Here is a 22,667-nt window from a genome sequence, read left to right on the forward strand (position 1 = left end):
CCGCGCTGTCCGGACCGGGTGTACCCGGCCGGGCGTGGAGGACTGGAGCACAGGGTGTACGACAACGAACAGCGGCCGCGCCAGGTGGTCATCACGGGGCTGGGCCTGGTCACCAGCATCGGGCTCGGGGTCGAGGAGTTCCTGGCCGGCCTGCGCGCCGGCCGCAGCGGGGCCAAGCCCATCACGGCCTTTGACACCACCGGCTTCGCGCACTCCCAGGGGTGCGAGGTGACCGATTTCCGGCCCGCGGACTGGATTCGCGCCATCGACCCGGACGAACTCGGCCGGGCCACACAGTTCTCCGTGGCGGCGGCCAACATGGCGGTCGCCGACGCGGGTTTCGGCTTGGAGGAGCTGCGGGGCCGACGGTCCATGGTGTCGGTCGGCACCACCGACGCGGAGTCGCGGGACCTCGACGTACTCGCCGGCGAGCAGCTCGACCGGGGGCCCGAACAGCTCTCCCGGCAGATCGTCCGCCGGGCGCACGCCAGCCGGCTGTCCTCCAGCATCGTCCGCGAGCTCGGGCTGGTCGACGTGGAGGCTCTGACCATCCCCACCGCATGCGCGGCCGGCAACTACGCGATCGGCAGCGGCTACGACGCGATCCGCTCCGGTGACGTCGACGTGGCGCTGTGCGGCGGGGCCGACGCGGTGTGCCACAAGACCTTCGCCGGCTTCTACCGGCTGGGCACCATCGCACCGGAGGTGTGCCAGCCCTTCGACCGGGACCGCAAGGGCATCCTCACCGGTGAGGGCGCCGGCATCCTGATGATGGAGAGCCTGGAGTCCGCCCGCGCCCGCGGCGCCCGCATCTACGCCGAGGTCCTGGGGTACGGGCTCAACTGCGATGCCCACCACCCCGTCGCCCCGGACCAGGACAGTCTCGCCCGGTGCATGGCGCTGGCCCACCGCAACGCCGGGATCACGGCCCGGGACGTCGACTTCATTTCGGCACACGGCACCGGCACCCAGGCGAACGACGTGACGGAGGCCGGCGCCATCCGGCAGGTCTTCGACGTGCCGCCGCCCACCGTCTCCATCAAGTCCATGGTCGGGCACAGCATGGGGGCGGCGAGCGCCCTGGGTTCGGCCGCCTGTGCGCTGGCCATCGCCGAGGGGTTCATCCCGCCCACGATCAACCACCGCGAGACCGACCCGGACTGCGGGCTGGACTGCGTACCCAACGAGGCGCGGCCGGCCCAGCTCTCCGTGGTGCAGAACAACGCGCTCGCCTTCGCGGGCAACAACGCCGTGCTCGTCCTGGGACGGCACCGGGAGGCTGCCTGATGTCCGCACTGGTCTTCTCCACCTGGTCAGCGGTGTCCCCGTTCGGCGTGGGCAGCGACCCGTTCCGCGAGGGAGTGCGCGCCGGCCGCAGCGCGATCGCCGGGCTGGACCGGGAGGTGTACCCCGGCCCGTTCGCCGAAGGGGCGCTCGTCCCGGACTTCAGCGCGGCCGAGCACTTGGGCAAGAAGGGCACCCGGACCATGGACCGGGTCACTGCCATCGCGGTGACGGCGGTCGGCCGGCTGCTGGCCGACGGGGGCCCCGGACTGACCGACCGGCCCGAGGAGACCGGGCTGGTACTGGGCACCGGCTCGGGCAGCGTCCAGAGCATCATGGACTTCACCCGTGACTCGCTCGCCGGAGAACGGCCCTACCACGTCGACCCGGCCCGCTTCCCCAACACGGTGATGAACCGGGCCGCCGGGCAGAGCGCCATCTGGCACGGCATCAAGGGCCCCAACACCACCATCGCCGGCGGTCGCCTCACGGGCCTGACCGCGCTGAGCTACGCCGCCCGGCTGCACCGGGGCGGGCACTGCGCCAGGGTCCTGTGCGGGGCGGCCGAGGAGTACTCCGTCCAGCGGGCCTGGCTGGAATGGCACGGCCGGGACGGGGCGGACCGGGAGTCCCCGCTCGGCGAGGGCGGCGCGGTCTTCCTGCTGGAGACCGCCGAGGACGCGCGGGACGCCGGACGCCGGGCCCGGGCCCGGCTGCTGACCACCCGCTTCCGTGCGTTCGGCGCCCCGGACCAGGCCCCCGGGGCGCTGGCCGAGTGCGTGCGCGACGCCCTGAAGCAGGTGGGCGCCCGGGTCGAGGACATCCGGCTGGTGGCCCCGGTGGAGACCGGCGGGGTGCTGGCCGGCGTCGAGGAGCAGGCGGTCGGCGAGGTGCTGGGACCGGTCCGGCCCCGGTGGCTGGGCACCCGGGCGCTGCTGGGGGACACCTCGGCGGCCGCGTCGAGCTTCCAGCTCGCGGCGGTACTGGCGGCACTCGAGGACGAGGAGACCGCATCCGGAGGGCTTGCGCTGGTCACGGCGGTCGACCGGGACGGAACAGCGGGGTGCGCGCTGCTCGCCGCCCCCGCGGGCGAGGAGGGATGAGCGTGGAGACGACCGCACGCAGGGTTGCACTGGTGACCGGGGGCTCCCGCGGCATCGGGCGGCACGTGGTGACCCGGCTCGCGCGGGACGGCTTCGACGTCGCGTTCTGCTACCGGTCCGACAAGGACGCCGCGCTGCTGGCCGCCGAAGAGGCGCGCAAGGAGGGCGCCGAGGTCTTCACCGCCTGCACCGACGTCGCCGACGCGGGAGCGGTACGGGACTTCGTCCGGGCCACCGAGAAGGAGCTCGGCCCGCTGCACGCCGTGGTCTCCTGCGCGGGCATCGTCCGCGACAACCCGCTGGTGATGCTGTCCGAGGGCGACTGGGACGCGGTGCTGCGCACCAACCTGGACGGCACCTACCACCTGTGCAAGGCCGCCGTCTTCTCGATGATGAAGCGCCGGGCGGGCACTGTGGTGACGATGTCGTCCGTCGCGGGGGTGTACGGCAACGCGACGCAGACCAACTACTCGGCCTCCAAGGCCGGGATCATCGGCTTCACCAAGGCGCTGGCCAAGGAGGCCGGGAAGTACGGCGTGCGCGCCAACGCCGTGGCCCCCGGGTTCGTCGACACCGACATGCTCTCCGGGCTCGCGGACGACCACGTGCGGAAGATGACCGAGCGGATCCCGCTCGGCCGCTTCGGTCGGCCCGAGGAGGTGGCCGACCTCGTGTCCTTCCTGGTCTCCGACCGCGCCGCCTACATCACCGGCCAGGTCGTCGGCGTCGACGGCGGCCTCGTCGTGTGAGCCGGGGCGGCCCCGGAGGCACGCCCCGCAGTATCCGTGAATCGGAGGGGAAGGGCAGCATGCCCAAGAACAAGACGCCGCGGTTCTACTTCTCACTGCGCAGCCCGTACTCGTGGCTCGCCTACCGGGAACTGATGGACCGCCATCCCGATCTGGTGGAGCGATTGGAGTGGCTGCCGTTCTTCGAACCGGACGAGGAGAGCTCCCGGATGCTCCAGGAGCGCGGTGGCCGGTTCCCGTACTCGGAGATGTCACGGGAGAAGAACAGGTACGTGCTCCAGGACATCGGCCGGATCACCAAGGCCCGCGGGATCACAGTCAACTGGCCGGTGGACAAGGACCCGGTGTGGGAGGTCCCGCACCTGGGGTACTTGGTGGCGGCACGTGAGGGGCGAGGCCACGACTACATCGCCGCCGTCTACCGGGCCAGGTTCGGCGAAGGCCGCAACATCTGCGACCCCGGGACCATCGCGGACATCGGCCTCGCACTGGGCATCGCCCCGCAGACGCTCTCCACGGCCGAGTCCGACCCGGAACTGCGGGCCCAGGGCGTGGACGTGCTGATGGACGTCTGCAAGGACGGGGTCTTCGGGGTGCCCTTCTTCGTCCGGGGCTACACCCGTTACTGGGGCCTGGACCGCCTCGACGCCTTCGTGGAGCACCTGCGCGCCGAAGCGCCGGCGTCCGTTCCACCCCCCGTCGCGTCGGCCGGCGCCGTGGGCATCGGCCGATCCGCGGACGACGGGCACGCGGGCGGCTGCGGCTGACCAGGCCGCCCTCGGCGACCGTCAGTTCTCGGTCAGTGCGCTGTCAGCGCACCCGGACAGCATGAAGCACGACGCTGCCCCTGCCGCCCCGGACAGCCGGCGAGGGGCAGTGCGTGTGAGCGGCCCCCATGCCCGTGGACTTCGAGCGGTGCTCACGCGATGAGGCCGGCCTGGCGGCATGTACCTGGTGACTTTTCCGAGGGGATTGCAATGACTCGTGTTCCGACGGCTGGCTTGCCGCTCACCGCTGGCCAGAAGGACATCTGGTTCGACGAGAAGCTCACCGGTGGCGGAGCCACGTACAACACCGCCATTTACTGGGACATCAAGGGCCCGTTGGACCCGGAGAGGTTCGCGGCGGCCCTGGCCCGGCTCGCCGAGGAGTCGGAGTGTCTGCGGCTCCGCTTCTTCGAAGTGGACGGCGAGCCCCGCCAGGTCGTCGAGGAACTGGCCGAGCTGCCGCTGACGACGACCGACGTGCGCGGTGCGCACGACCCGGTGGCGGCGGCCCGCGAGGCCATCGCGGCCGACCTGAAGGTGGCGTTCACGGTGGGTGGGCGGGCACCCCTGTTCCGGCTGAGCGTGTTCACGCTCGCCGAAGACCGCACTGTGTTCTGCCTCCTCAACCACCACCTGGTCTCCGACGGCTTCAGCTACGTCATCTACTGGCAGCGGCTGGCTGCGATCTATGAGGCGATGAGCGCCGGCACCCCGCTCGACGAGGGCCGGTTCGCCCCGCTGAGCACGCTGATCGAGGCCGAGGCGGCCTACGCCGCCTCGCCGCGCCACGAGCGGGACCGGGCCTACTGGCAGGAGCACTTCGCCGACTCCCCGGAGCTGGTGACCCTGGCCCGCCGCGACGCCGAGCCGGCCCAGTCCTTCCTGCGCGAGGAGACCGTCCTCACCGACGAGCTCGCCGAGCGGCTGCGCGCGGTGGCCTGGGACGCCCGGGTGACCTGGCAGACCGTGCTGACGGCCGCGCTCGGCGCGTACACGCAGCGGATGACCGGCGCGGAGGACGTCCTGCTGTCGCTGCCCGTCACCGCACGGGTCGGCGGCACCATGCAGAACATCCCCGGCATGGTCGTCAACTACGTGCCGCTGCGGCTGCGGATCCGCCCGGAGACGACCCGCGGCGGGCTGTTGTCCGCCGCGTACAAGGAAATATCCGGAGCACTCAAGCACCAGCGCTTCCGGGTCAGCAGGATCCGCCGCGGCATGGGCCTGGCCAGCGACGACCGGCGCCCGTTCGGGCCGTTCCTCAACATGATGCCGCAGATCGAGAAGCTGTCGATCGGGCCGTGCGAGGCGGTTCTGCACAGCCCGTCCACCGGGCTCGTGGACGATCTGGAGTTCACCGTCGCCGACAAGGGCGCGGCCGGGATCGGTGTCGACCTCAGCGCCAACGAAAGCCGCTACCACCGCGCGGAGGTCCGCGGACACCTCGAGCGTTTCATCACCTATCTCGGCCGCTTCGTGGCGGCCGGCGCCGAGGACCGGCTCGGTGCGGTGGAGCTGCTGACGTCCGAAGAGGGCGAGCGGCTCGCACAGGTGCTCACCGGTCCGGAGCGGGCCGAACCGTACCTCGGCGTGGTGGAGCGGGTGCGGGCCCGGGCGGCCGAGCGGCCCGACGCGGTCGCGGTGACCGACGACGCCGGCAGTCTGACGTACGCCCAGCTGACCGGCCGCGCGAGCGCGCTCTCCCGGCGGCTGGAAGGGGCGGGCCTGGTGGCCGTCCTGGCCGAGCCCGGGCGGGACTTCGTCGTCACGGAGCTGGGTGTGCTCGGCGCCGGGCGCGCCTTCCTGCCCCTCGACCCCCGGTCCCCGGACGCCCGGCTGTCCGCGCTGCTGTCCGACAGTGGTGCGGCCTGCCTCGTGGCCGACGCCACCAGCCGCGAGCTGGCCGAACGGCTGGCCGCCGGGACCGGGCGGGAGATCCCCCTGCTGGTGCTGGACGACGCCGAGGACGCGCAGAGCGCCCTGGCGCCGGTAGCCGGCGGACCGAAGGACCTGGCGTACGTCATCTTCACCTCCGGCTCCACGGGCCGCCCCAAGGGTGCCATGGTGCAGCGCGGCGGGATGATCAACCACCTGCTGGCCAAGGTCGAGGAACTCGCGCTGACCAGGGCCGACAGCCTGGTGCACAACGCCCCCGTCACCTTCGATATCACCGTGTGGCAGACGCTGACCACGCTGCTGGTCGGCGGGCGCGTGCGCGTGGTGAGTCCGGACACGGCGGCCGACCCGGATGCACTGTTCGGGACCATCGGCGCCGAGGGGCTGACCGTGCTGGAGGTGGTCCCGTCCCTGCTGCGCGCCACCCTCGACGCCTGGGACACCACGGGCAGCGCGCCGCGGCTGCCCGCCTTGCGCTGGATGATCTCCAACGGCGAGGCACTCGCGCCCGAGCTGTGCGACCGCTGGTTCGCCCGCTACCCGGCGATCCCGCTGGTGAACATGTACGGGCCGACCGAGTGCTCGGACGACGTCACGCACGCCTACGTCCGTCACGGGGACGTCCTGGACGGCGTGTTCGTGCCCATCGGCCGGCCGCTGCGCAACACCCTGCTGTACGTCCTGGGCGACGAACTGCGGCCGGTGCCGCAGGGGGTGCCCGGCGAGCTCTTCATCGGCGGTGCCGGGGTCGGCCGCGGCTACCTCGCCGATCCGCGCCGTACGGCCACCACCTTCGTCCCGGACCCGTTCGTGGGCGGCGGTTCCCGCATGTACCGCACCGGCGACCGGGTGGTGCTGCGCGCCGACGGGCAGCTGGACTTCATCGAGCGCCGCGACCACCAGGTCAAGATCCGGGGGCACCGGATCGAGCTGGGCGAGATCGAGACGGCCCTGCGCGGCCTGCCGGGCGTCGGCGACGCCGTGGTGACCGCGAGCGCAGACCAGGCCGGGCACAAGCGCCTGATCGGCTACTTCGTCCCGGAACGGGGCCCGCTGGACCCCGCCGCGGTCCGTGAGGGGCTGGGCCGGGTACTGCCCGGGTACATGGTCCCCGCTGCCCTGACCCCCCTCGACCGGCTGCCGCTGACCGCGCACGGGAAGGTGGACCGCAAGGCCCTGCCCGTTCCCGACTTCGCGGTGGCGGCCGTCGAGTCCACGGCACCCCGCAGCCCCGCGGAGGAAATCATCAGCCGGGTGTTGGCCGAGGTGCTCGGGCTGGCCTCGGTCGGCCCGGACGACAGCTTCTTCGCCCTGGGCGGCGACAGCATCAGCTCCATCCAGGTGGTCAGCCGGGCCCGAAAGGCCGGACTGGTCATCACCTCGCGCGACGTCTTCCTGCACCGCACGCCCGCGGCCATCGCGGCGGCCGCGCAGCCGGCCGAGGACGCGGCGCCGGCGGCCGCGCGGGACGGGGTGGGGGAGGTCGAGCTCACGCCCGTCGTGGACCAGCTGCGCGAGGAACTCGGCCACCTGCCCGAGGCGGTACGCGAGTTCAGCCAGTACGTGACGGTCGCGGTGCCGGCGGGCACCGATCCTGAACGGCTCGGGACGGCCCTGCAGGCCCTGGTCGACACCCACGACACGCTGCGGATGCGCCTGGTGGCGCCCGCACCCGGACTGTGGTCCCTGGAAACGCTCCCCCCGGGAGCCGTGCGTGCGGCCGACATGGTCAGCCGGGTCGACGTCTCCGGGGCCGAAGACGACCGGCTGCCCGCCGAAGTGGCCGCTGCCCGCTCCCGGCTCCGGCCCGAGGACGGCCTGATGGTGCAGGCCGTGCTCCTCGACGAGGGCGCCGACCGGCCGGGCAGGCTGCTGATCGTCATCCACCACCTGGCCGTCGACGGGGTGTCCTGGCGCATCCTGCTGCCCGACCTCGAAGCCGCGTGGAGCGCGGTGGCCGCTGGTGGCGAGGTGCGCCTCGACCCCGTAGCCACGTCCTTCCGCGGCTGGGCCAAGGCGCTCTCGGAGCAGGCCCGGACCAGCCGCGTGGTGGGCGAGCTGCCCGTGTGGAACGACCGGCCGGCCGAGGCCGACCCCCTGCTCGGCGGACGGCCGCTGGACCCGGCCCGGGACACGCGTGCCGAGGCCGGCACGGTGCGGATCACCCTGTCGACCGAGCGGACCGCCGAGGTGCTCACCACGGTGCCGACCGCCTTCCACGCCGAGGTCAACGAGGTCCTGCTGACCGGCCTCGCCCTGGCCGTCACCGACTGGCGCCGCGCGCGGGGCGTCCCCGCCACCGCGACGCTGATCGAGCTGGAGGGCCACGGCCGCCAGGCCGTCACCGGGGAGCAGGACCTCTCGCGCACCGTCGGATGGTTCACGAGCGTCTTCCCCGTCTCCCTCGACCTCGGCGAACTCGACCGGAACCAGGTGCGGGACGGCGGACCGGGCTGCGGCACCGCCCTCAAGCGGATCAAGGAGCAGCTGCGCGCGGTGCCCGGCCACGGCATCGGCTACGGCCTGCTGCGCCACCTGAACCCGCAGTCCGCCCGGGTCCTCGCCCGGTATGACGTTCCGCAGATCGGCTTCAACTACCTGGGGCGGTTCCCCGCCGGCACGGGGGCCGACTGGGAGATGGACGCCGCGGCCTCCGGCGAGAGCGCGCACCCCGGCACCCCGCTGCGCTACCCGGTCGAGATCGTCGCGGTGACCGAGGACCGCCCCGAGGGGCCGGTGCTTTCGGCGACCTGGACGTACGCCGGCGGGCTCCTGGCGGAGGACGACGTCCGGGAGATCGCCGAGGGCTGGTTCCGGGCTCTGGGCGACCTGGCCGAGCACGCCCGCCGCCCCGGCGCGGGCGGCCGCACGCCGTCCGAGTTCCCCCTGGTCACCGTCGGCCAGCAGGAGATCGAGAGGTACGAGCGGGAGGTCGAAGGACTGACGGACATCCTGCCGCTGTCCCCGCTCCAGCGCGGCCTGCTGTTCCAGGCCGAGTTCGACCGGCACGGTATGGACGCCTACACCCTCCAGGTCCTCATGGACATCGCCGGACCGCTGGACAAGGCCGCGCTGCGCGCCGCGGTGGCCGCCCTGCTGGTTCGCAACGACGCCCTGCGGGCCGGCTTCCGGGACCGGGACGCCGGCGACCCCGTGCAGCTGATCCCGGGCGCCGTCGAACTGCCCTGGAACGACGTCGACCTGACCGGCTTCCCGGAGGACCGCCGGGAAGCCGAAGCGGTCCGGCTCACCGACGAGGAGTGGCTGCGCCGCTTTGACGTGGCCCAGCCGCCGCTGACCCGCTTCACCGTCTACGAACTGGGCCCGGAGCGCCACCGCGTGGTGTGGACCGCCCACCACATCCTCGTCGACGGCTGGTCCTTGTCCGCCGTGCTGGCGCAGGAGCTCGTCACCCTGTGGTCCAACGGCGCGGACGCTTCGGTGCTGCCGCCGGTGGCCTCCGTACGGGGCTACCTGGAGTGGTCCGGGGCGCAGGACAAGGAGGCCGCTCGGGCGGCCTGGCAGCGGGAACTGGCCGGTGTGGACGAGCCCACCCGCCTCGGCCCCGCCGACCGCCCCCGGGTCGAGACCCTGCCTCAGACCTGGGCGGTGGACCTGCCGGAGCAGCTGACCGGCGCGCTGACCGCCTGGGCCCACGCCCGGGGTCTGACGATGAACACCATCGCGCAGGGCGCCTGGGCGGTGGCCCTCGGCCGCCTGACCGGACGCCGGGACGTCACCTTCGGCGCGGTCGCCTCCGGGCGCCCCGCCGACCTGCCGGGCGTGGAGCAGATGGTCGGCTCGTTCATGCACACGCTGCCGGTGCGGGTGACCCTCGCTCCGGAGACGACCTTCGAGGAGATGCTGGTCGACCTCCAGTCCCGCTGGCTCGCCCTCGAACCGCACCAGCACCTGGGCCTGGCCGAGGTGCAGCAGGGCGCCGGCATCGGCGAGCTCTTCGACACGGTGGTGAGCTTCCACAACTACCCGACGGGCGTGCTGGACCGGATCGGCGAGCACATCCCCGGGCTGTCCATGCTGCACTGGCAGGCCCGGGTGATCGCCGAATACCCCTTGGCGCTCGGGGTGTTCCCTGGCGAGCGCATGCGTCTGGAGGCGCAGTACCGTCCCGATGTCTTCGACGCCCCGCAGGTCGAGGCTGTGGTCGGGCGCTTCGTACACGTCCTGGAAGCCCTGGTCGCCGCCCCGGGCGCGCGGCTGGCGACGGTGGACGCGCTGGGCGACGGTGAACGCCGGCGGATACTCGAGGACTGGGCCGGCAGCCCGGTGCCCGGCGCGCCGCGACCGGCCGTCGAGGTCTTCGAGGAGCACGCCGCGCGGACGCCCGAGCGGACCGCGGTCGTGGAGGGCGACGTCGAGGTCGGCTACGCGGACCTCAACGCCCGCGCCAACCGGCTGGCCCGGCTGCTGATCGACCGCGGGGTCGGCCCCGAGCACGTCGTCGCCGTGGCGCTGCCCCGCTCGGCCACGATGGTGGTGGCCGCCCTCGCGGTACTCAAGGCCGGTGCGGCCTACCTCCCGGTCGACTCCGCGTACCCCGAGGACCGGATCGGGTACATGCTGGACGATGCCCGCTCGGTGGCCCTGCTGACCAACGAAGAGGTCCTGGGGCGGCTGCCCGCCGGGGAGACGGCCGTCATCGCCGTCGACGCGGACGACACCGCCGCGACGCTGGCGCGGTACCCGGCACACGACGTCACCGACGCCGAACGCCACTCACCGCTGAGCGTCCACGACGCGGCCTACGTCATCTACACCTCCGGCTCCACCGGCCGGCCCAAGGGCGTCGTGGTGGAGCACACCGGGCTGCTGGCGATGGTCGCGAGCCTGGTGGAGCGCTTCGGCCTGGACAGCGACACCAGGGTGCTGCAGTTCGCCTCGTTCAGCTTCGACGCTTCGGTCTGGGAGATCATGCTGGCGCTCCTCACGGGCGGCACGCTGGTGATCGCCGATGAGGAGTGCCGCACGCCGGGCCGGCCGCTGGTCGACCTCATCAACAGCGCCCGGGTCAACCTGGCCGGCCTGCCGCCGGTGGTGGTGAACGGCCTGCCCGAGGGCAGCACGCTCCCCGCCGACCTGCGCCTGGCGGTGGCCGGCGAGGCCGTGCCCGCCGAGACCGTCGAGCGCTGGGCCTCGCAGGTGCGGCTGTACAACGGGTACGGACCCACCGAGGCCGTGGTCAGCTCCACGGTCAGCGGCCCGCTGGCCAGGCCCGGCCGACCGCCCATCGGCCGCCCGACCTCCGCGCACCGGGTCTACGTACTGGACCGCGACCTGGCTCCTACCGGGGTCGGCGTCATCGGCGAGCTGTACGTGGCCGGCGGCCTGGCCCGGGGATACCTGGGCCGCCCGGATCTCACCGCCCAGCGGTTCGTGGCCGACCCGTACGGGACCCCCGGCACGCGGATGTACCGCACGGGCGACCTGGTGAGGTGGCTGGAGAACGGCGAGCTCGACTATCTCGGGCGCGCCGACGACCAGGTGCAGCTGCGCGGCTTCCGCATCGAGCTCGGTGAGATCGCCTCGGCGCTGCTGGCTCAGGAGGGCGTGGCCCAGGCCGCGGTCACCGTGCGAGAGGATGCCGGAGGGGACCGGCGGCTGGTGGCGTACGTGGTCCTGACGGACGAGAACGCCGTCGCCGACGGTCTGCGTGAGCAGATCGCCGAGGCGCTGCCCGACTACATGGTGCCTTCGGCGATCGTGGCGCTCCCGGAGCTGCCGCTCACGCCCCAGGGCAAACTGGACCGCAAGGCGCTGCCCGAGCCGGAGCTGCACGCCAGGCTCCAGGGGCGGGAGCCGCGCAACCCGGCGGAGGAGATCCTCTGCGGGCTGTTCGCGGACGTCCTCGGCTTGGACCGGGTCACGATCGACGACGACTTCTTCGACATCGGCGGACACTCCCTGCTGGCCACCCGCCTGGTCAGCCGGGCCCGCGCGGCGCTGGGCGTCGAACTGCCCATCCGGGCCCTGTTCGAGGCGCGGACGGTGGCGGCCCTGGCCGGACAGCTGGCCACCGCCGACGCGGCCCGGCCGGCGCTGGCCCCGGCGCCGGCCGACGCCGGCCGGCCGCTGTCCTTCGCCCAGCAGCGGCTGTGGTTCCTCAACCGTCGCGAGGGCAGGTCCACCGGTACCTACAACTCGCCGATGACCTTCCGGCTCTCCGGGCGGTTGAACCCCGACGCCCTCCAGGCCGCGCTCCGCGATCTGGTGGAGCGGCACGAGGTACTGCGCACGGTGATCCCGGAGACCGCCGGCCGGCCCTCGCTGCGGGTCCTGGACACGGCCGCCGCGGGCGTGGTGCTGAAGGTCCGGTCACTGGAGGAGGACGCCCTGGGCGCGGCCCTCGCGGACGAGTACGACCTGGGCTTCGACCTGACGACCGAGGCGCCCCTGCGCGTACGGCTCTTCAACCTCGGCAAGGACCGGCACGTCCTGCTGCTGGTCCTCCACCACATCGCCTTCGACGGCTGGTCGATGGCGCCGCTGCTGGGCGACCTGTCCACCGCCTACCGCGCGCGGTGCGCGGGGCGGGCGCCCGACTGGGCGCCGCTTCCGGTGCAGTACGCGGACTACGCGGTGTGGGAACGGGAGCTGCTGGGCTCCCCGGACGATCCCGACAGCCCCGGATCGCGCCAACTGGACTACTGGAAGCGGGCGCTGGCCGGTGTTCCCGAAGAGCTCGCCCTGCCGGCCGACTTCCCGCGGCCGCCGGTCGCGGGAGACTCCGGCGGCGAGATCCTGTTCGAGCTGGGCGAAGAGCTCTACGGCACCCTGGTGGCGATCGCCCGCCGCGCCGGGGCCAGCGCGTTCATGATCTTCCAAGCCGCGTTCGCGGCGCTGCTCACCCGCCTCGGCGCCGGGACCGACATCCCGCTGGGCACCTCGGTGGCAGGGCGCACCGACGACGCGCTGGGCGACCTGGTCGGGTTCTTCGTCAACTCCCTGGTGCTGCGCACCGACACCACCGGCGACCCGGCGTTCACCGAGCTGCTGGCCCGGGTACGGGAGGCCGACCTGGCCGCGTACTCGCACCAGGACGTGCCGTTCGAGCAGGTGGTCGACGCCCTCAATCCGGCGCGCTCGCTGGCCCGGCACCCCCTGTTCCAGGTCATGCTGACGCTGCAGAACAACGGGGACGCGCCGCTGGTCCTGCCCGGCCTCACGGTGCGGCCCGAGTTCGTCGAGTCCGGCCGGATCAAGGTCGACCTGGCCCTCCAGCTGCTGGAATGGCCCGAAGACGGCTCGATGCGCGGCCTGCTCGGCTACCGCACCGACCTGTTCACCCGGGCGGGCGCCGAGCGCGTCGTGGAGTCCTTCCTGCGGCTGCTGCGTGCTGTGGCCGCGGACCCGGACATCCGCCTGAGCCGGCTGGACGTGCTGGGAGCGGACGACCGCGCCAAGGTGCTCACCTCTTGGAACGACACCGCAGGGGAGGTGCCGGCCGTCACCCTGCCCGAGCTGTTCTCGGCTCAGGCGGCCCGTACCCCGGACGCCACCGCCCTTCGGGACCGTGCCGGTTCGCTGACCTACGCGGAACTCGAAGCCCGCTCGAACCAGCTGGCCCGTCGGCTGGTCGAGGAGGGCGCCGGCCCCGAGACCTTCGTGGCGATAGCCGTACCCCGGTCCCCGGAGGCGGCGGTCGCGATACTCGGTGTGCTCAAGTCCGGTGCGGCCTACCTGCCGGTCGAGGCCGAGGAGCCGATCGAGCGGATCAAGCGGATGTTCGCCGAGACCGCACCGGTACGAGTGGTCACCACCGCGGCCCTGGCCCGGCGGATGCTGGCCGCCGGGACGCCCCCGGTCGTGCTGGACGGGCCCGCCGTGACGTCCGCGCCGACCGATCCGCTGACCGACGCCGACCGGACCGTCCCGCTGCTGCCGGGACACCCGGCGTACGTGATCTACACCTCCGGCACCGGCGGCCGCCCCAGGGGCACCGTCGTCGAACACCGGGCGGTGGTGAACTACCTGGCCTGGGCCCGTGAGGCCTACGCCGCTCCGGCCGCGGAAGCACTGCTGACCACCCCGCTGTCCTTCGACATCTCGGTGACCGGGATGTTCCTGCCGCTGATCACCGGCGGCACGGTGCTCCTGGGCGACCTGGCCGAGGACGACCCCGTCACCGGCGGGGGGGCCGCGTTCTTCAAGGGCACCCCGAGCCACCTGACACTGCTGGACGTGCTGCCCGACGGCTGCTCCCCGACAGGCGAACTGGTGCTGGCGGACGAGCCGGTGTCCGGCGAGCGGCTGGAGGCGTGGCGCAAGGCCCACCCCGGGGCGCGGGTGCTCACCGAGTTCGGCCCGACCGAGGCCACGGTCGGCGCTCTCGCCGCCGCCTTCGAGCCCGGACGGGCGACCGAGGCCGGCACGCTGCCGCTGGGCCGGCCGATCGCCAACGTAAGGGCGTACGTCCTCGACCCCTGGCTGGGACCGGTCGGCCCCGGTGTGGTCGGGGAGCTGTACCTGGCCGGTGACGGGCTGGCCCGGGGCTACGCGGGCAGTCCGGCGGCGACCGCCGAGCGCTTCGTGGCGGCGCCCCACGGGCCCGCCGGGTCGCGGATGTTCCGCACCGGTGACCTGGTGAAGTGGGACGCGGACGGCAGCCTGCGCCACGTGGGCCGGTCCGACGGCCAGGTGCGCGTCAGCGGGTTCCGCATCGCCCCGGGCGAGGTCGAGGCCGTTCTGGCGCGCGAGCCCTCGGTGGACCGGGCGGTGGTCGTGGCACGGGAGGACCGCCCGGGCGACGTCCGGCTGGTCGCCTACGTCGTACCCGCCGAAGGGGCGGCCGTCGACCCGGCCGCGCTGTCCAAGGCGGCGACGGCGGCGCTCGCCGCCTACATGGTGCCATCGGTGTTCGTGCCGCTCGCCGCGGTGCCGCTGACCGCCGACGGGCGGGTGGACCGCGGGGCACTGCCCGCGCCGGAGGCGGCGAAGACCACGGCGGGAACTCCACCGCGCGACGCGACCGAGAAGGCCCTGCACGACATCGTCGCCGAGGTGCTGGGACTGTCCCGGTTCGGTATCGAGCAGAACCTCTTCGACGTCGGCATGGACAGCATGAAGTCGCTGCGGCTGGTGAGCGGTGCCCGCGACGCCGGGTTCGAGATCACCATCGCCGACGTCTTCGTGCACCAGAGCGTGGCCGCGCTCGCCGGGGTCTGCCGCCCGGAGGGGGCCGACGCCGACGCGGCGGCGGACACCGCGCCGCGCAGCGGGGCGGAGGTGATGGCCGGAGTGCTCGGCTCCGCCGAGGAGCTGGACCTGACCGACCCCTTCGGCGCGATGCTCAGCATCAAGCCGACCGGCAGCCTGCCGCCCGTCTTCTGCGTGCACAGCGGCGTCGGGTTCAGCCTGCCGTACCTGCCGCTCGCCCGGTACCTGGGCGCGGGGCATCCGATCTACGGCATCCAGGCGCCCTGCGTGGTGGATTTCGCACCGCTGCCGGAGTCCATCGAGGAGATCGCCACCGAGTACGTGCAGATGATCAGGAAGGTTCGGCCGGAAGGCCCCTACCACCTGCTCGGCTGGTCGTTCGGCGGAACCATCGCCTACGAGATGGCGGTGCAGCTGCGGGCGGCCGGCGAGGAGGTCGGGGTGCTGTCCGTGCTGGACGCCTACCCGCGGACCGGGGTGCCCGACGACCGGGAGGAGCAGTCGCTGTTCGCCTGGCTGCTGGAGGGCATCGGCCACCACCGCTCCGAGTTCGGGGACCGGGACCTGACGGTCGGGGACATCTTCGAGACCCTGCGCCGGGACGGCAGTCCGCTGGCGGAGATGGGAGAGCGCAGGATGGCGCGGATGGTGGACCTGATGGCCCACCACCAGACGCTGAAGTCCCTTTACGCGCCCGGCCGCTACGACGGCCCGATGCAGCTCTTCGTCTCCGACTCCGCGCTGTCCGACGGGGAGCACGCGGACAAGGCCGCGCTGTGGAAGCCGGTCTTCGACGGGCCGATGGACATCCACCGCGTCGCCTGTACCCACGACGAGATGATGAGCCCCGGGCCGCTGTCCGAGATCGGCCCGGCCATCGCCGCAGAGCTGGACCGCTGGCATGCCGAGAACGAAGGCGGCCTGTCATGACGACGTCCGTCGTGGCCGCCCCACGTCCCGGCGTCGTGGCCGCGCTGTTCACGGAGGTCACCGCGGTGACCGGGCGCAGGCTGCGGCACCTGCGGAGGGCTCCCGCCCGGGTGCTGGGCGTGGCCCTGAGCCCGCTGGTGAGCATGATCATGCTCGGCTATCTGTTCCGGGACTCCATCGACCTGCCGGCCGGCGGCGCGTACGGGGAGTACGTGTTCGCCGGCGGTGCGGTCCAGGTCGCCCTCGCCTGTGTGGGGCCCACCGCGGTCTCCGTGGCGCTGGACCTCCAGGGGGGGATGACGGACCGGTTCCGCTCCCTGCCGATCAGCCGGCACGCGGTGCTGGTGGGGCACACGTTCGCCGATCTGCTGGTGGGGCTGCTGGGGCTGGCCATCGTCACCGGTTGCGGGTTGCTGCTCGGCTGGCGGCCGCACACCGGGCCGGCGGCGGTGGTGGGGGGCTTCGCGCTGATCGCCGTGTTCGTCTACGTCATGCTGTGGCTGGGCGTGCTGTTCGCCCTCACGCTGCGCAACGTGGAGACGATCAGCGTAATCACACCGTTCGTGGTGATCGTGCTGCCCTTCCTGTCGAACGCCTTCCTGGCCCCGCAGAACATCCCCTCGCTGATCCGGCCGGTGGCCGAGTGGAACCCGGTCAGCGCCGTGATCGCCTGCTGCCGCCGGCTGTGGGGGAACCCCGCCGCGACGGCCGGCGGCAGCTTCCCGGCCGACCACCCCTGGGTCGTGGTCTGGGTGTCGCTGGGCCTGCTCTTCGCCTTCTGCTCACTGGTGAGTTTCCGCCGCTACCGCACCGCGGCCCCCTGACCCGCGGTCCTGGAGGAAGACAGCACATGAATCCCCAACTACGGTCGCCCGCGAGCGATCTGGAGACGGTGGACCTCACCGATCCGCAGACGTTCCTCGATGTCGACCTCGCGGAGATGTGGCGCAGGTTCCGCTCGGAGGACCCCGTGTTCTGGCACCGTGCCACCGAACGCGGTCCCGGATTCTGGGTGATTTCCTCGTACGAGGACGTGGTCGCCCTCTACCGCGACAACAAGCGGTTCACCTCCGAGCGGGGCAACGTCCTGGCGACCCTGCTCCAGGGGGAGGACTCCGCCTCGCGCAAGATGCTGGCCGTCACCGACGGCGCCCGGCACCGCGAGATCCGCAACCTGATGCTGAAGTCCTTCTCACCGCGCGTGCTGGAGCCCGTCGTGGCCGGCGTGCACGAGCGGACCCGGGCGCTGGTCGCCGAGGCCGTCGGCCGCGGCGAGCTGGACTTCGTCACCGACGTGGCGGACCACATCCCCATCAACACCATCGGCGACCTCATGGACGTCCCGCGCGAGGACCGCGAGCAGCTCGTCGCGTGGAACACCCAGACCCTCTCCCGGCACAGCGCCGACGACAGTGAGATGGAGGAGTGGATGGCCCGCAACGAGATCCTCCTGTACTTCTCCGACCTGGCCGCCAGGCGCCGCCGCCACCCCGGCGACGACGTGATCAGCGCGCTGGCCACGGCCACCGTCGACGGCGAGCTGCTGACCGAGGACGAGATCGTCTTCAACTGCTACAGCCTGATCCTGGGTGGCGACGAGTCCAGCCGGATGTCCTCGGTGGGCGGCCTCATCGCGCTGGCGGAGAACCCCGCCCAGTGGCAGGCTCTGAAGTCCGGCGAGGCGGGCCTGGACAGCGCCACCGAAGAGGTACTGCGCTGGACCACCCCCGCCATGCACTTCGGGCGCCGGGCTCTGGTGGACGTACCGCTGCGGGACCGGACCATCAAGGCAGGCGACGTGGTCAGCCTGTGGAACAGCTCCGCGAACTTCGACGAGAGCGTCTTCGAGGACCCGTACGCCTTCGACCTGGCCCGTACGCCCAACAAGCACGTCTCCTTCGGGCACGGGCCGCACTTCTGCCTCGGCGCCTTCCTCGGCCGCGTCCACGTGAACGCCATGCTCGCCGCGCTGCGCACGCAGGTGTCGGGCATCCGGCTGACGGGCCCGCCCACACGGCTGTTCTCGAACTTCGTCAACGGATACAGCGGTCTGCCGGTCGCCCTCACCGCGGAACCGGCCGCCGAAGGGAGTGCCGCATGAGCATCGGCATCGGAGCGATCCACTGCCTCCTGCCCACCACCAAGGTGGCGGTCGAGGACCTTCCCGAGTTCGGCATGCTGGAGCCGGCCGTCGCCGACTTCGCGCGCGACAGCGGTGTGCGGACCGTCGGCGTCTTCGAAGACGCCCAGCAGGCCTCGCTCGCCGCCCGCGCCTGCCAGGAACTCTTCGCCGCCCACCCAGGGGAGCCCGACTCCCTGCTGCTGGTGGGGCCGCGGGCGCCGGACGTACTGCTCGGTTCGGACGTCGCCCGAGTGCAGTCCGAGGCCAAACTGACCTCCGCGTTCGCCTTCACCGTCGATGGCCTGGGCTGTACCGGCTCCAGCGCCGCCTGGGCCCTGGCCCGGGACCTGCTGGCCGCGGACCCCTCGCGGGAACAGGTCGTGATCACCCACGCCAGCCGGCCGACCGGGGTGGACCGCATCCGCTTCCCGGTCACCGTCGTCGGCGACGCCGCGTACGCCATGACCATGGTCCGCGGCGGCCGGCCGGTTCTGCGGGCCCACCGCCAGCAGACCGACGGCAGCTTCCACGACCTCTTCCGCGTCGACTACAAGGAAGCACCCTGGTACGAGTGGCGCGAGGTGTGCCAGGACACGTCGCGCTACCGCTTCGAGCTCGCCACCATCAGCTCGCGCAAGCTCGGCGCGATGGTGGATCAGGTGCTGGCGGACGCCGGAGTGGCCAGGGACCGGGTCAAGACCACGCTGATGCAGAACGTCACCGCGGCCGCCTACAGCTTCTACACCACGCTGCTCGGCCTTCCCATACACCCCGTCTGCGGAGAGCACCTCGCCGAGTACGGCCACTTGGGAGCCATGGACGTGGTGCTCAACCTGGACGCCCTGCTCGCGAGCGGCGAACTGGGACAGGGCGACCTGGTGCTCGTGCTCAACAACAGCCCGGTGGCCGCCTGGGCGGTGACCTTGTGGGAGGTATGAGCCCCGCTGTGAAGACCCGTACCGCGACCCCCGACCACGGAGAAGACTGATGGATTTCGCCCCCACGCCGCAGCAGCAGGCGTTGCGTGAGAAAGTCGTACGGTTCGCCCGGGACGAACTCGGCGGCCAGGCGGCCGAACACGACCGCAACGCCACCTTCGACGAGAGCGGCTGGAAGGCGTGCGCCGACTTCGGCGTGCTGGGCTGGCCGATCGCCGAGGAGTACGGCGGCGCCGGGCTGGACCCGCTGACCGCGATCATGGCCTACGAGGCGCTCGGCGAAGGCTGCGCCGACAACGGCCTGGTCTTCGCGATCAACAACCACCTCTTCGCCTGCGCCGTCTACATTGCCGACCACGGCACCGAGGAGCAGCGCAGGCGCTGGCTGCCCCGGCTGTGTGACGGCTCGCTCGTGGGCGCGCACGCCCTGTCCGAGCCGGAGACCGGATCGGACATGCTCTCGCTCACCACCACCGCGGTACGTGACGGAGACACCTATCTGCTGAACGGCACCAAGAAGTTCATCAGCAACGGGCCGCGCGCCGACCTGTTCATCGTCTTCGCCCGCACCGGCGGGACCGACGTCCGCCAGCGCGCCGTCTCCGCCTTCATCGTGCCGGCCGACACCCCGGGGCTCAGCGTCCGGGACATCCCCAAGGCGGGCCTGCGCGGCACCCCGATGGGCGAGATCACCTTCGAGGACTGCGTGCTCGGCGAGGACCAGCGGCTCGGTGCCGAAGGAGCCGGCTACCAGCTGTTCACCGCCACCATGGAGTGGGAGCGCGGGTTCATGTTCGCCAGCCAGGTCGGCGTGATGAGCCGGCTGCTGGACCGCTGCGTCGACTACGCCGCCACCCGCCGCCAGTTCGGTCGCGCCATCGGCTCGTTCCAGTCCGTCTCGAACAAGATCGCCGACATGCGGGTCCGGCTGGAACTGGCCCGGCTGATGCTCTACAAGGTCGGCTGGCTGCGCTCCGAGGGCCGGCTCGCGATGCACGAGGCCTCCATGCTGAAGCTCTACGTCAGCGAGAGCCTGAAGACCACCGCGCTGGACGCCATGCAGATCCACGGCGCCCGCGGCTACACCGAAGAGCTCGGCATCGAGCGCGAGGTGCGCGACGTACTCGCCGGGACCATCTACGGCGGTACCTCGGACATCCAGCGGGCCATAATCGCCGGCCTGCTGGGCCTGCCCACGGCAGCCTAGGGACGAGAGCCGATATGCACTCCTACCAACTCGACCTCGACGAACCGGTCTCGGGCGCACACCGTGACGAGCTGCACCGTCGGGTCTACTACCTCTCCGAATCCATCACCGGCTTCCGGCTGGTCCCCGGCGGCCCCGGCGACGACGCGGTCGGCGCCGTCGTGGTGACCACGGACCGGCCGGTCGACGCCGAAGCCCTGGGCAAGAAGCTCCGCTACGTCGTGGACACCGAGGTCCTGCCCCAGCTGCGCACACAGCCGAAGGTGCTGTGGCGCTCGCCGTCGTCCCGCACCCCGCGCACCGACACCTTCGCCGGGCTGCTGGCCGACGGTGTGGTGCACGAGTCCGGCCCGGGGCAGGTGGCGCTCGGCGCGCCCGCGCTGGCCGCGCTCGAAGCCCTCGACGGGCTGCTGCGGGAGATCATCCAGGAGGAGTTCGGGGCGCGCGAGTACCGCTACCCGACGCTGCTGCCGGTCAGCGCGCTGCACCGCAGCGGCTACCTCTCGTCGTTCCCGCAGCACCTGATGTTCGCCGCGCGGCTCGAAGGGGACGTCGACACCTACCGGGCGTTCGCCGAGGAGGCCGGGGCCCGGGAGGGCGGCATCGGCGAACGGGTGCTGCACCGCTGCGCTCCGGTGGACCGGGCCCTGCCGCCCACGATGTGCTACCACACCTTCGACCAGTTCGCCGGGGACACGCTGCCGGACGAGAACACGGTGGTGACCGCCAAGGGCGGCTCCTTCCGTCACGAGTCCCGCTACCACCAGACCATGGAGCGGCTCGCGGACTTCACCATCCGCGAGACGGTCTTCCTCGGCACCGCGGAATTCGTCCGCGGGGCGCGGGACCGGTTCCGCCTACGGGCCACCGAACTCGTCGAGCGGCTGGACCTGGCGGGCCGCTGCGAGGTGGCGAGCGATCCGTTCTTCGCCGGGGCGGCGACGGCGGCGCAGGTCTCCTCGCAGCGCCTGCTGGAGCTCAAGCACGAACTCCACCTGGACGTGGGCCCCGGGGAGAGCATCTCGGTCGGTTCCTTCAACCTGCACGAGAAGCACTTCGGAGAGGCCTTCGGGATCAAGGGCCCCGACGGCGGGACGGTGTACTCCGCCTGCGTCGGATTCGGCCTGGAGCGGCTCACCTACGCCCTGCTGTGCCAGTACGGCTGGGACGTAGACGACTGGCCGGCGCCGCTGAAGGAGCGGTGCCGGGACACACCACGAGCAAGCAGGGGAACGCGATGACCGAGACCACCCAGATCCGGCGCGTAGGGGTACTGGGCGCCGGCACGATGGGCATCGGCGGTGCCCACGCCTTCGCGGCGGCCGGGCTGGAGGTCGTCCTCGTGGACACCACCGACGCGGCTCTGGACCGCGCCCGCGGCCTGATCGCGCAGAACGCCAGGCTGTACGGGATGATCGACCGCAAGCTGAGCACCAGCACCCCGGACGAGATCCTCTCCCGCATCGAGTTCCGCACCGGTCTCGACGGCCTCGCCGACGCCGACTTCGTCGTCGAGAACGTGACCGAGAACTGGGACGTCAAGGAGAAGCTCTACCGGGAGATGGACGCCGTGGCACCGGATCACTGCGTCTTCGGCGTGAACACCTCCGCCATCCCCATCACCAGGATGGCATCGGTCACCGGCCGCCAGGACCGGGTCGTCGGCACCCACCTGATGAACCCGGTGCCGCTGAAGAAGCTGGTCGAGGTGATCCGGGGGTTCCACACCTCCTCGGAGACGATCGAGCTGACCCGCGGACTGTTCCGGGCCATCGGACAGGACATCGTGGTGGTCGAGGACTCGTCCGGCTTCGTCACCAATCGCGTCGCCATGCTCAGCGTGAACGAGGCGATCCTCCTGCTCCAGGACAACGTCGCGCAGGCCGGCGACATCGACCGGCTCTTCCGGCAGTGCCTGGGCCACCAGATGGGGCCGCTGGAGACGGCGGATCTGATCGGCCTCGACACCGTCATGTACTCGTTGGAGGTCCTCCTGGACAACTTCAACGACCCCAAGTTCGCCCCGGCGCCGCTGTTGCGCAAGCTGGTCGCCGCCGGCCGGCTCGGCCGCAAGAGCGGCCACGGGTTCTACCCCTACGAACCGGCCAGCGCCGGGAACAAGGCAGGTGCCTGATGTCAGACGACCTCATCAAGACCGTCCGCGGCTTCATCGCCGAGCACGTGCGGGACACCGAACTCACCGACGACCATGACATCTTCGCGACCGGCAGCGTCAGCTCGCTGTTCGCGGTGCAGCTCGTGATGTGGGTGGAGCGCACCTTCGGGATCTCGGTGCAGCCCGCCGACCTCGACATCGAGAACTTCCGCACGGTGAACGACGTGGTGCGTTTCGTCGAGGACCGCCGGACGACGGCCCCCGTGTAACACCCCGTTTCAGGCAGCGGTCAGGGCTGTGTCAGCGGGGGGGGGGGGGGGGGGGGGGGTGGGGGGGGGGGGGGGGGGTGTGGGGGGGGGGGGGGGGGAGAAGGGGAGGAAA

At 72.2% G+C, this 22,667-nt stretch carries 12 protein-coding genes; all 12 read left to right on the forward strand.

The features are described 5' to 3' along the window. Nucleotides 1-54: 54 nt before the first annotated feature. Nucleotides 55-1,287 (forward strand): beta-ketoacyl-[acyl-carrier-protein] synthase family protein, encoded by a 1,233-nt coding sequence (locus AC07A6_RS29560; RefSeq protein WP_362458957.1) that lies wholly within the window; start codon nt 55-57, stop codon nt 1,285-1,287. Beyond that, nucleotides 1,287-2,387, forward strand: a complete 1,101-nt coding sequence (locus AC07A6_RS29565; RefSeq protein ID WP_478779172.1) for a beta-ketoacyl synthase N-terminal-like domain-containing protein — start codon at nt 1,287-1,289, stop codon at nt 2,385-2,387. The genes AC07A6_RS29560 and AC07A6_RS29565 overlap by 1 nt, the downstream gene beginning before the upstream one ends. 2 nt (nt 2,388-2,389) lie before the next feature. Then, nucleotides 2,390-3,136 (forward strand): 3-oxoacyl-ACP reductase FabG, encoded by a 747-nt coding sequence (gene fabG / locus AC07A6_RS29570; protein WP_386270971.1) that lies wholly within the window; start codon nt 2,390-2,392, stop codon nt 3,134-3,136. A 59-nt stretch (nt 3,137-3,195) separates the two neighbouring features. Then, nucleotides 3,196-3,903 carry a DsbA family protein gene (locus AC07A6_RS29575; RefSeq protein ID WP_478779173.1) on the forward strand — a complete coding sequence of 236 codons (708 nt, stop codon included), beginning with the start codon at nt 3,196-3,198 and terminating at the stop codon, nt 3,901-3,903. 234 nt (nt 3,904-4,137) lie between these two features. Further along, nucleotides 4,138-15,903: an amino acid adenylation domain-containing protein gene (locus AC07A6_RS29580; protein ID WP_478779174.1), complete on the forward strand. Its 11,766-nt coding sequence runs from the start codon at nt 4,138-4,140 to the stop codon at nt 15,901-15,903. Next, nucleotides 15,900-16,727, forward strand: a complete 828-nt coding sequence (locus AC07A6_RS29585; RefSeq protein ID WP_362458972.1) for an ABC transporter permease — start codon at nt 15,900-15,902, stop codon at nt 16,725-16,727. The genes AC07A6_RS29580 and AC07A6_RS29585 overlap by 4 nt, the downstream gene beginning before the upstream one ends. Before the next feature lie 26 nt (nt 16,728-16,753). After that, the gene (locus tag AC07A6_RS29590) at nt 16,754-18,004 is read left to right on the forward strand and encodes a cytochrome P450 (RefSeq protein WP_478779175.1); all 1,251 of its coding nucleotides are present in this window, start codon (nt 16,754-16,756) and stop codon (nt 18,002-18,004) included. Further along, nucleotides 18,001-18,963 carry a 3-oxoacyl-[acyl-carrier-protein] synthase III C-terminal domain-containing protein gene (locus tag AC07A6_RS29595; protein WP_478779176.1) on the forward strand — a complete coding sequence of 321 codons (963 nt, stop codon included), beginning with the start codon at nt 18,001-18,003 and terminating at the stop codon, nt 18,961-18,963. Before AC07A6_RS29590 ends, AC07A6_RS29595 begins: the two co-directional genes overlap by 4 nt. A 49-nt stretch (nt 18,964-19,012) precedes the next feature. Continuing rightward, nucleotides 19,013-20,170 (forward strand): acyl-CoA dehydrogenase family protein, encoded by a 1,158-nt coding sequence (locus tag AC07A6_RS29600; protein ID WP_362458981.1) that lies wholly within the window; start codon nt 19,013-19,015, stop codon nt 20,168-20,170. Between the two features lie 14 nt (nt 20,171-20,184). Continuing rightward, nucleotides 20,185-21,411: a class-II aminoacyl-tRNA synthetase family protein gene (locus AC07A6_RS29605; RefSeq protein ID WP_478779177.1), complete on the forward strand. Its 1,227-nt coding sequence runs from the start codon at nt 20,185-20,187 to the stop codon at nt 21,409-21,411. Then, complete coding sequence (locus tag AC07A6_RS29610; protein ID WP_362458987.1) at nt 21,408-22,304, forward strand: 3-hydroxyacyl-CoA dehydrogenase family protein; 897 nt, start codon at nt 21,408-21,410, stop codon at nt 22,302-22,304. Before AC07A6_RS29605 ends, AC07A6_RS29610 begins: the two co-directional genes overlap by 4 nt. Beyond that, complete coding sequence (locus AC07A6_RS29615) at nt 22,304-22,555, forward strand: acyl carrier protein (RefSeq protein ID WP_362458990.1); 252 nt, start codon at nt 22,304-22,306, stop codon at nt 22,553-22,555. The genes AC07A6_RS29610 and AC07A6_RS29615 overlap by 1 nt, the downstream gene beginning before the upstream one ends. The last annotated feature ends 112 nt before the right edge of the window (nt 22,556-22,667 follow it).

The sequence above is a fragment of the Streptomyces sp. NPDC044002 genome (assembly GCF_056434525.1).

What these genes read in the sequence shown, in the direction of transcription:
- AC07A6_RS29565 (WP_478779172.1), top strand. Translation starts at nt 1,287, where the DNA reads ATGTCCGCACTGGTCTTCTCCACCTGGTCAGCGGTGTCCCCGTTCGGC.
- AC07A6_RS29575 (WP_478779173.1), top strand. Translation starts at nt 3,196, where the DNA reads ATGCCCAAGAACAAGACGCCGCGGTTCTACTTCTCACTGCGCAGCCCG.
- AC07A6_RS29585 (WP_362458972.1), top strand. Translation starts at nt 15,900, where the DNA reads ATGACGACGTCCGTCGTGGCCGCCCCACGTCCCGGCGTCGTGGCCGCG.
- AC07A6_RS29590 (WP_478779175.1), top strand. Translation starts at nt 16,754, where the DNA reads ATGAATCCCCAACTACGGTCGCCCGCGAGCGATCTGGAGACGGTGGAC.
- AC07A6_RS29595 (WP_478779176.1), top strand. Translation starts at nt 18,001, where the DNA reads ATGAGCATCGGCATCGGAGCGATCCACTGCCTCCTGCCCACCACCAAG.
- AC07A6_RS29600 (WP_362458981.1), top strand. Translation starts at nt 19,013, where the DNA reads ATGGATTTCGCCCCCACGCCGCAGCAGCAGGCGTTGCGTGAGAAAGTC.
- AC07A6_RS29605 (WP_478779177.1), top strand. Translation starts at nt 20,185, where the DNA reads ATGCACTCCTACCAACTCGACCTCGACGAACCGGTCTCGGGCGCACAC.
- AC07A6_RS29610 (WP_362458987.1), top strand. Translation starts at nt 21,408, where the DNA reads ATGACCGAGACCACCCAGATCCGGCGCGTAGGGGTACTGGGCGCCGGC.
- AC07A6_RS29615 (WP_362458990.1), top strand. Translation starts at nt 22,304, where the DNA reads ATGTCAGACGACCTCATCAAGACCGTCCGCGGCTTCATCGCCGAGCAC.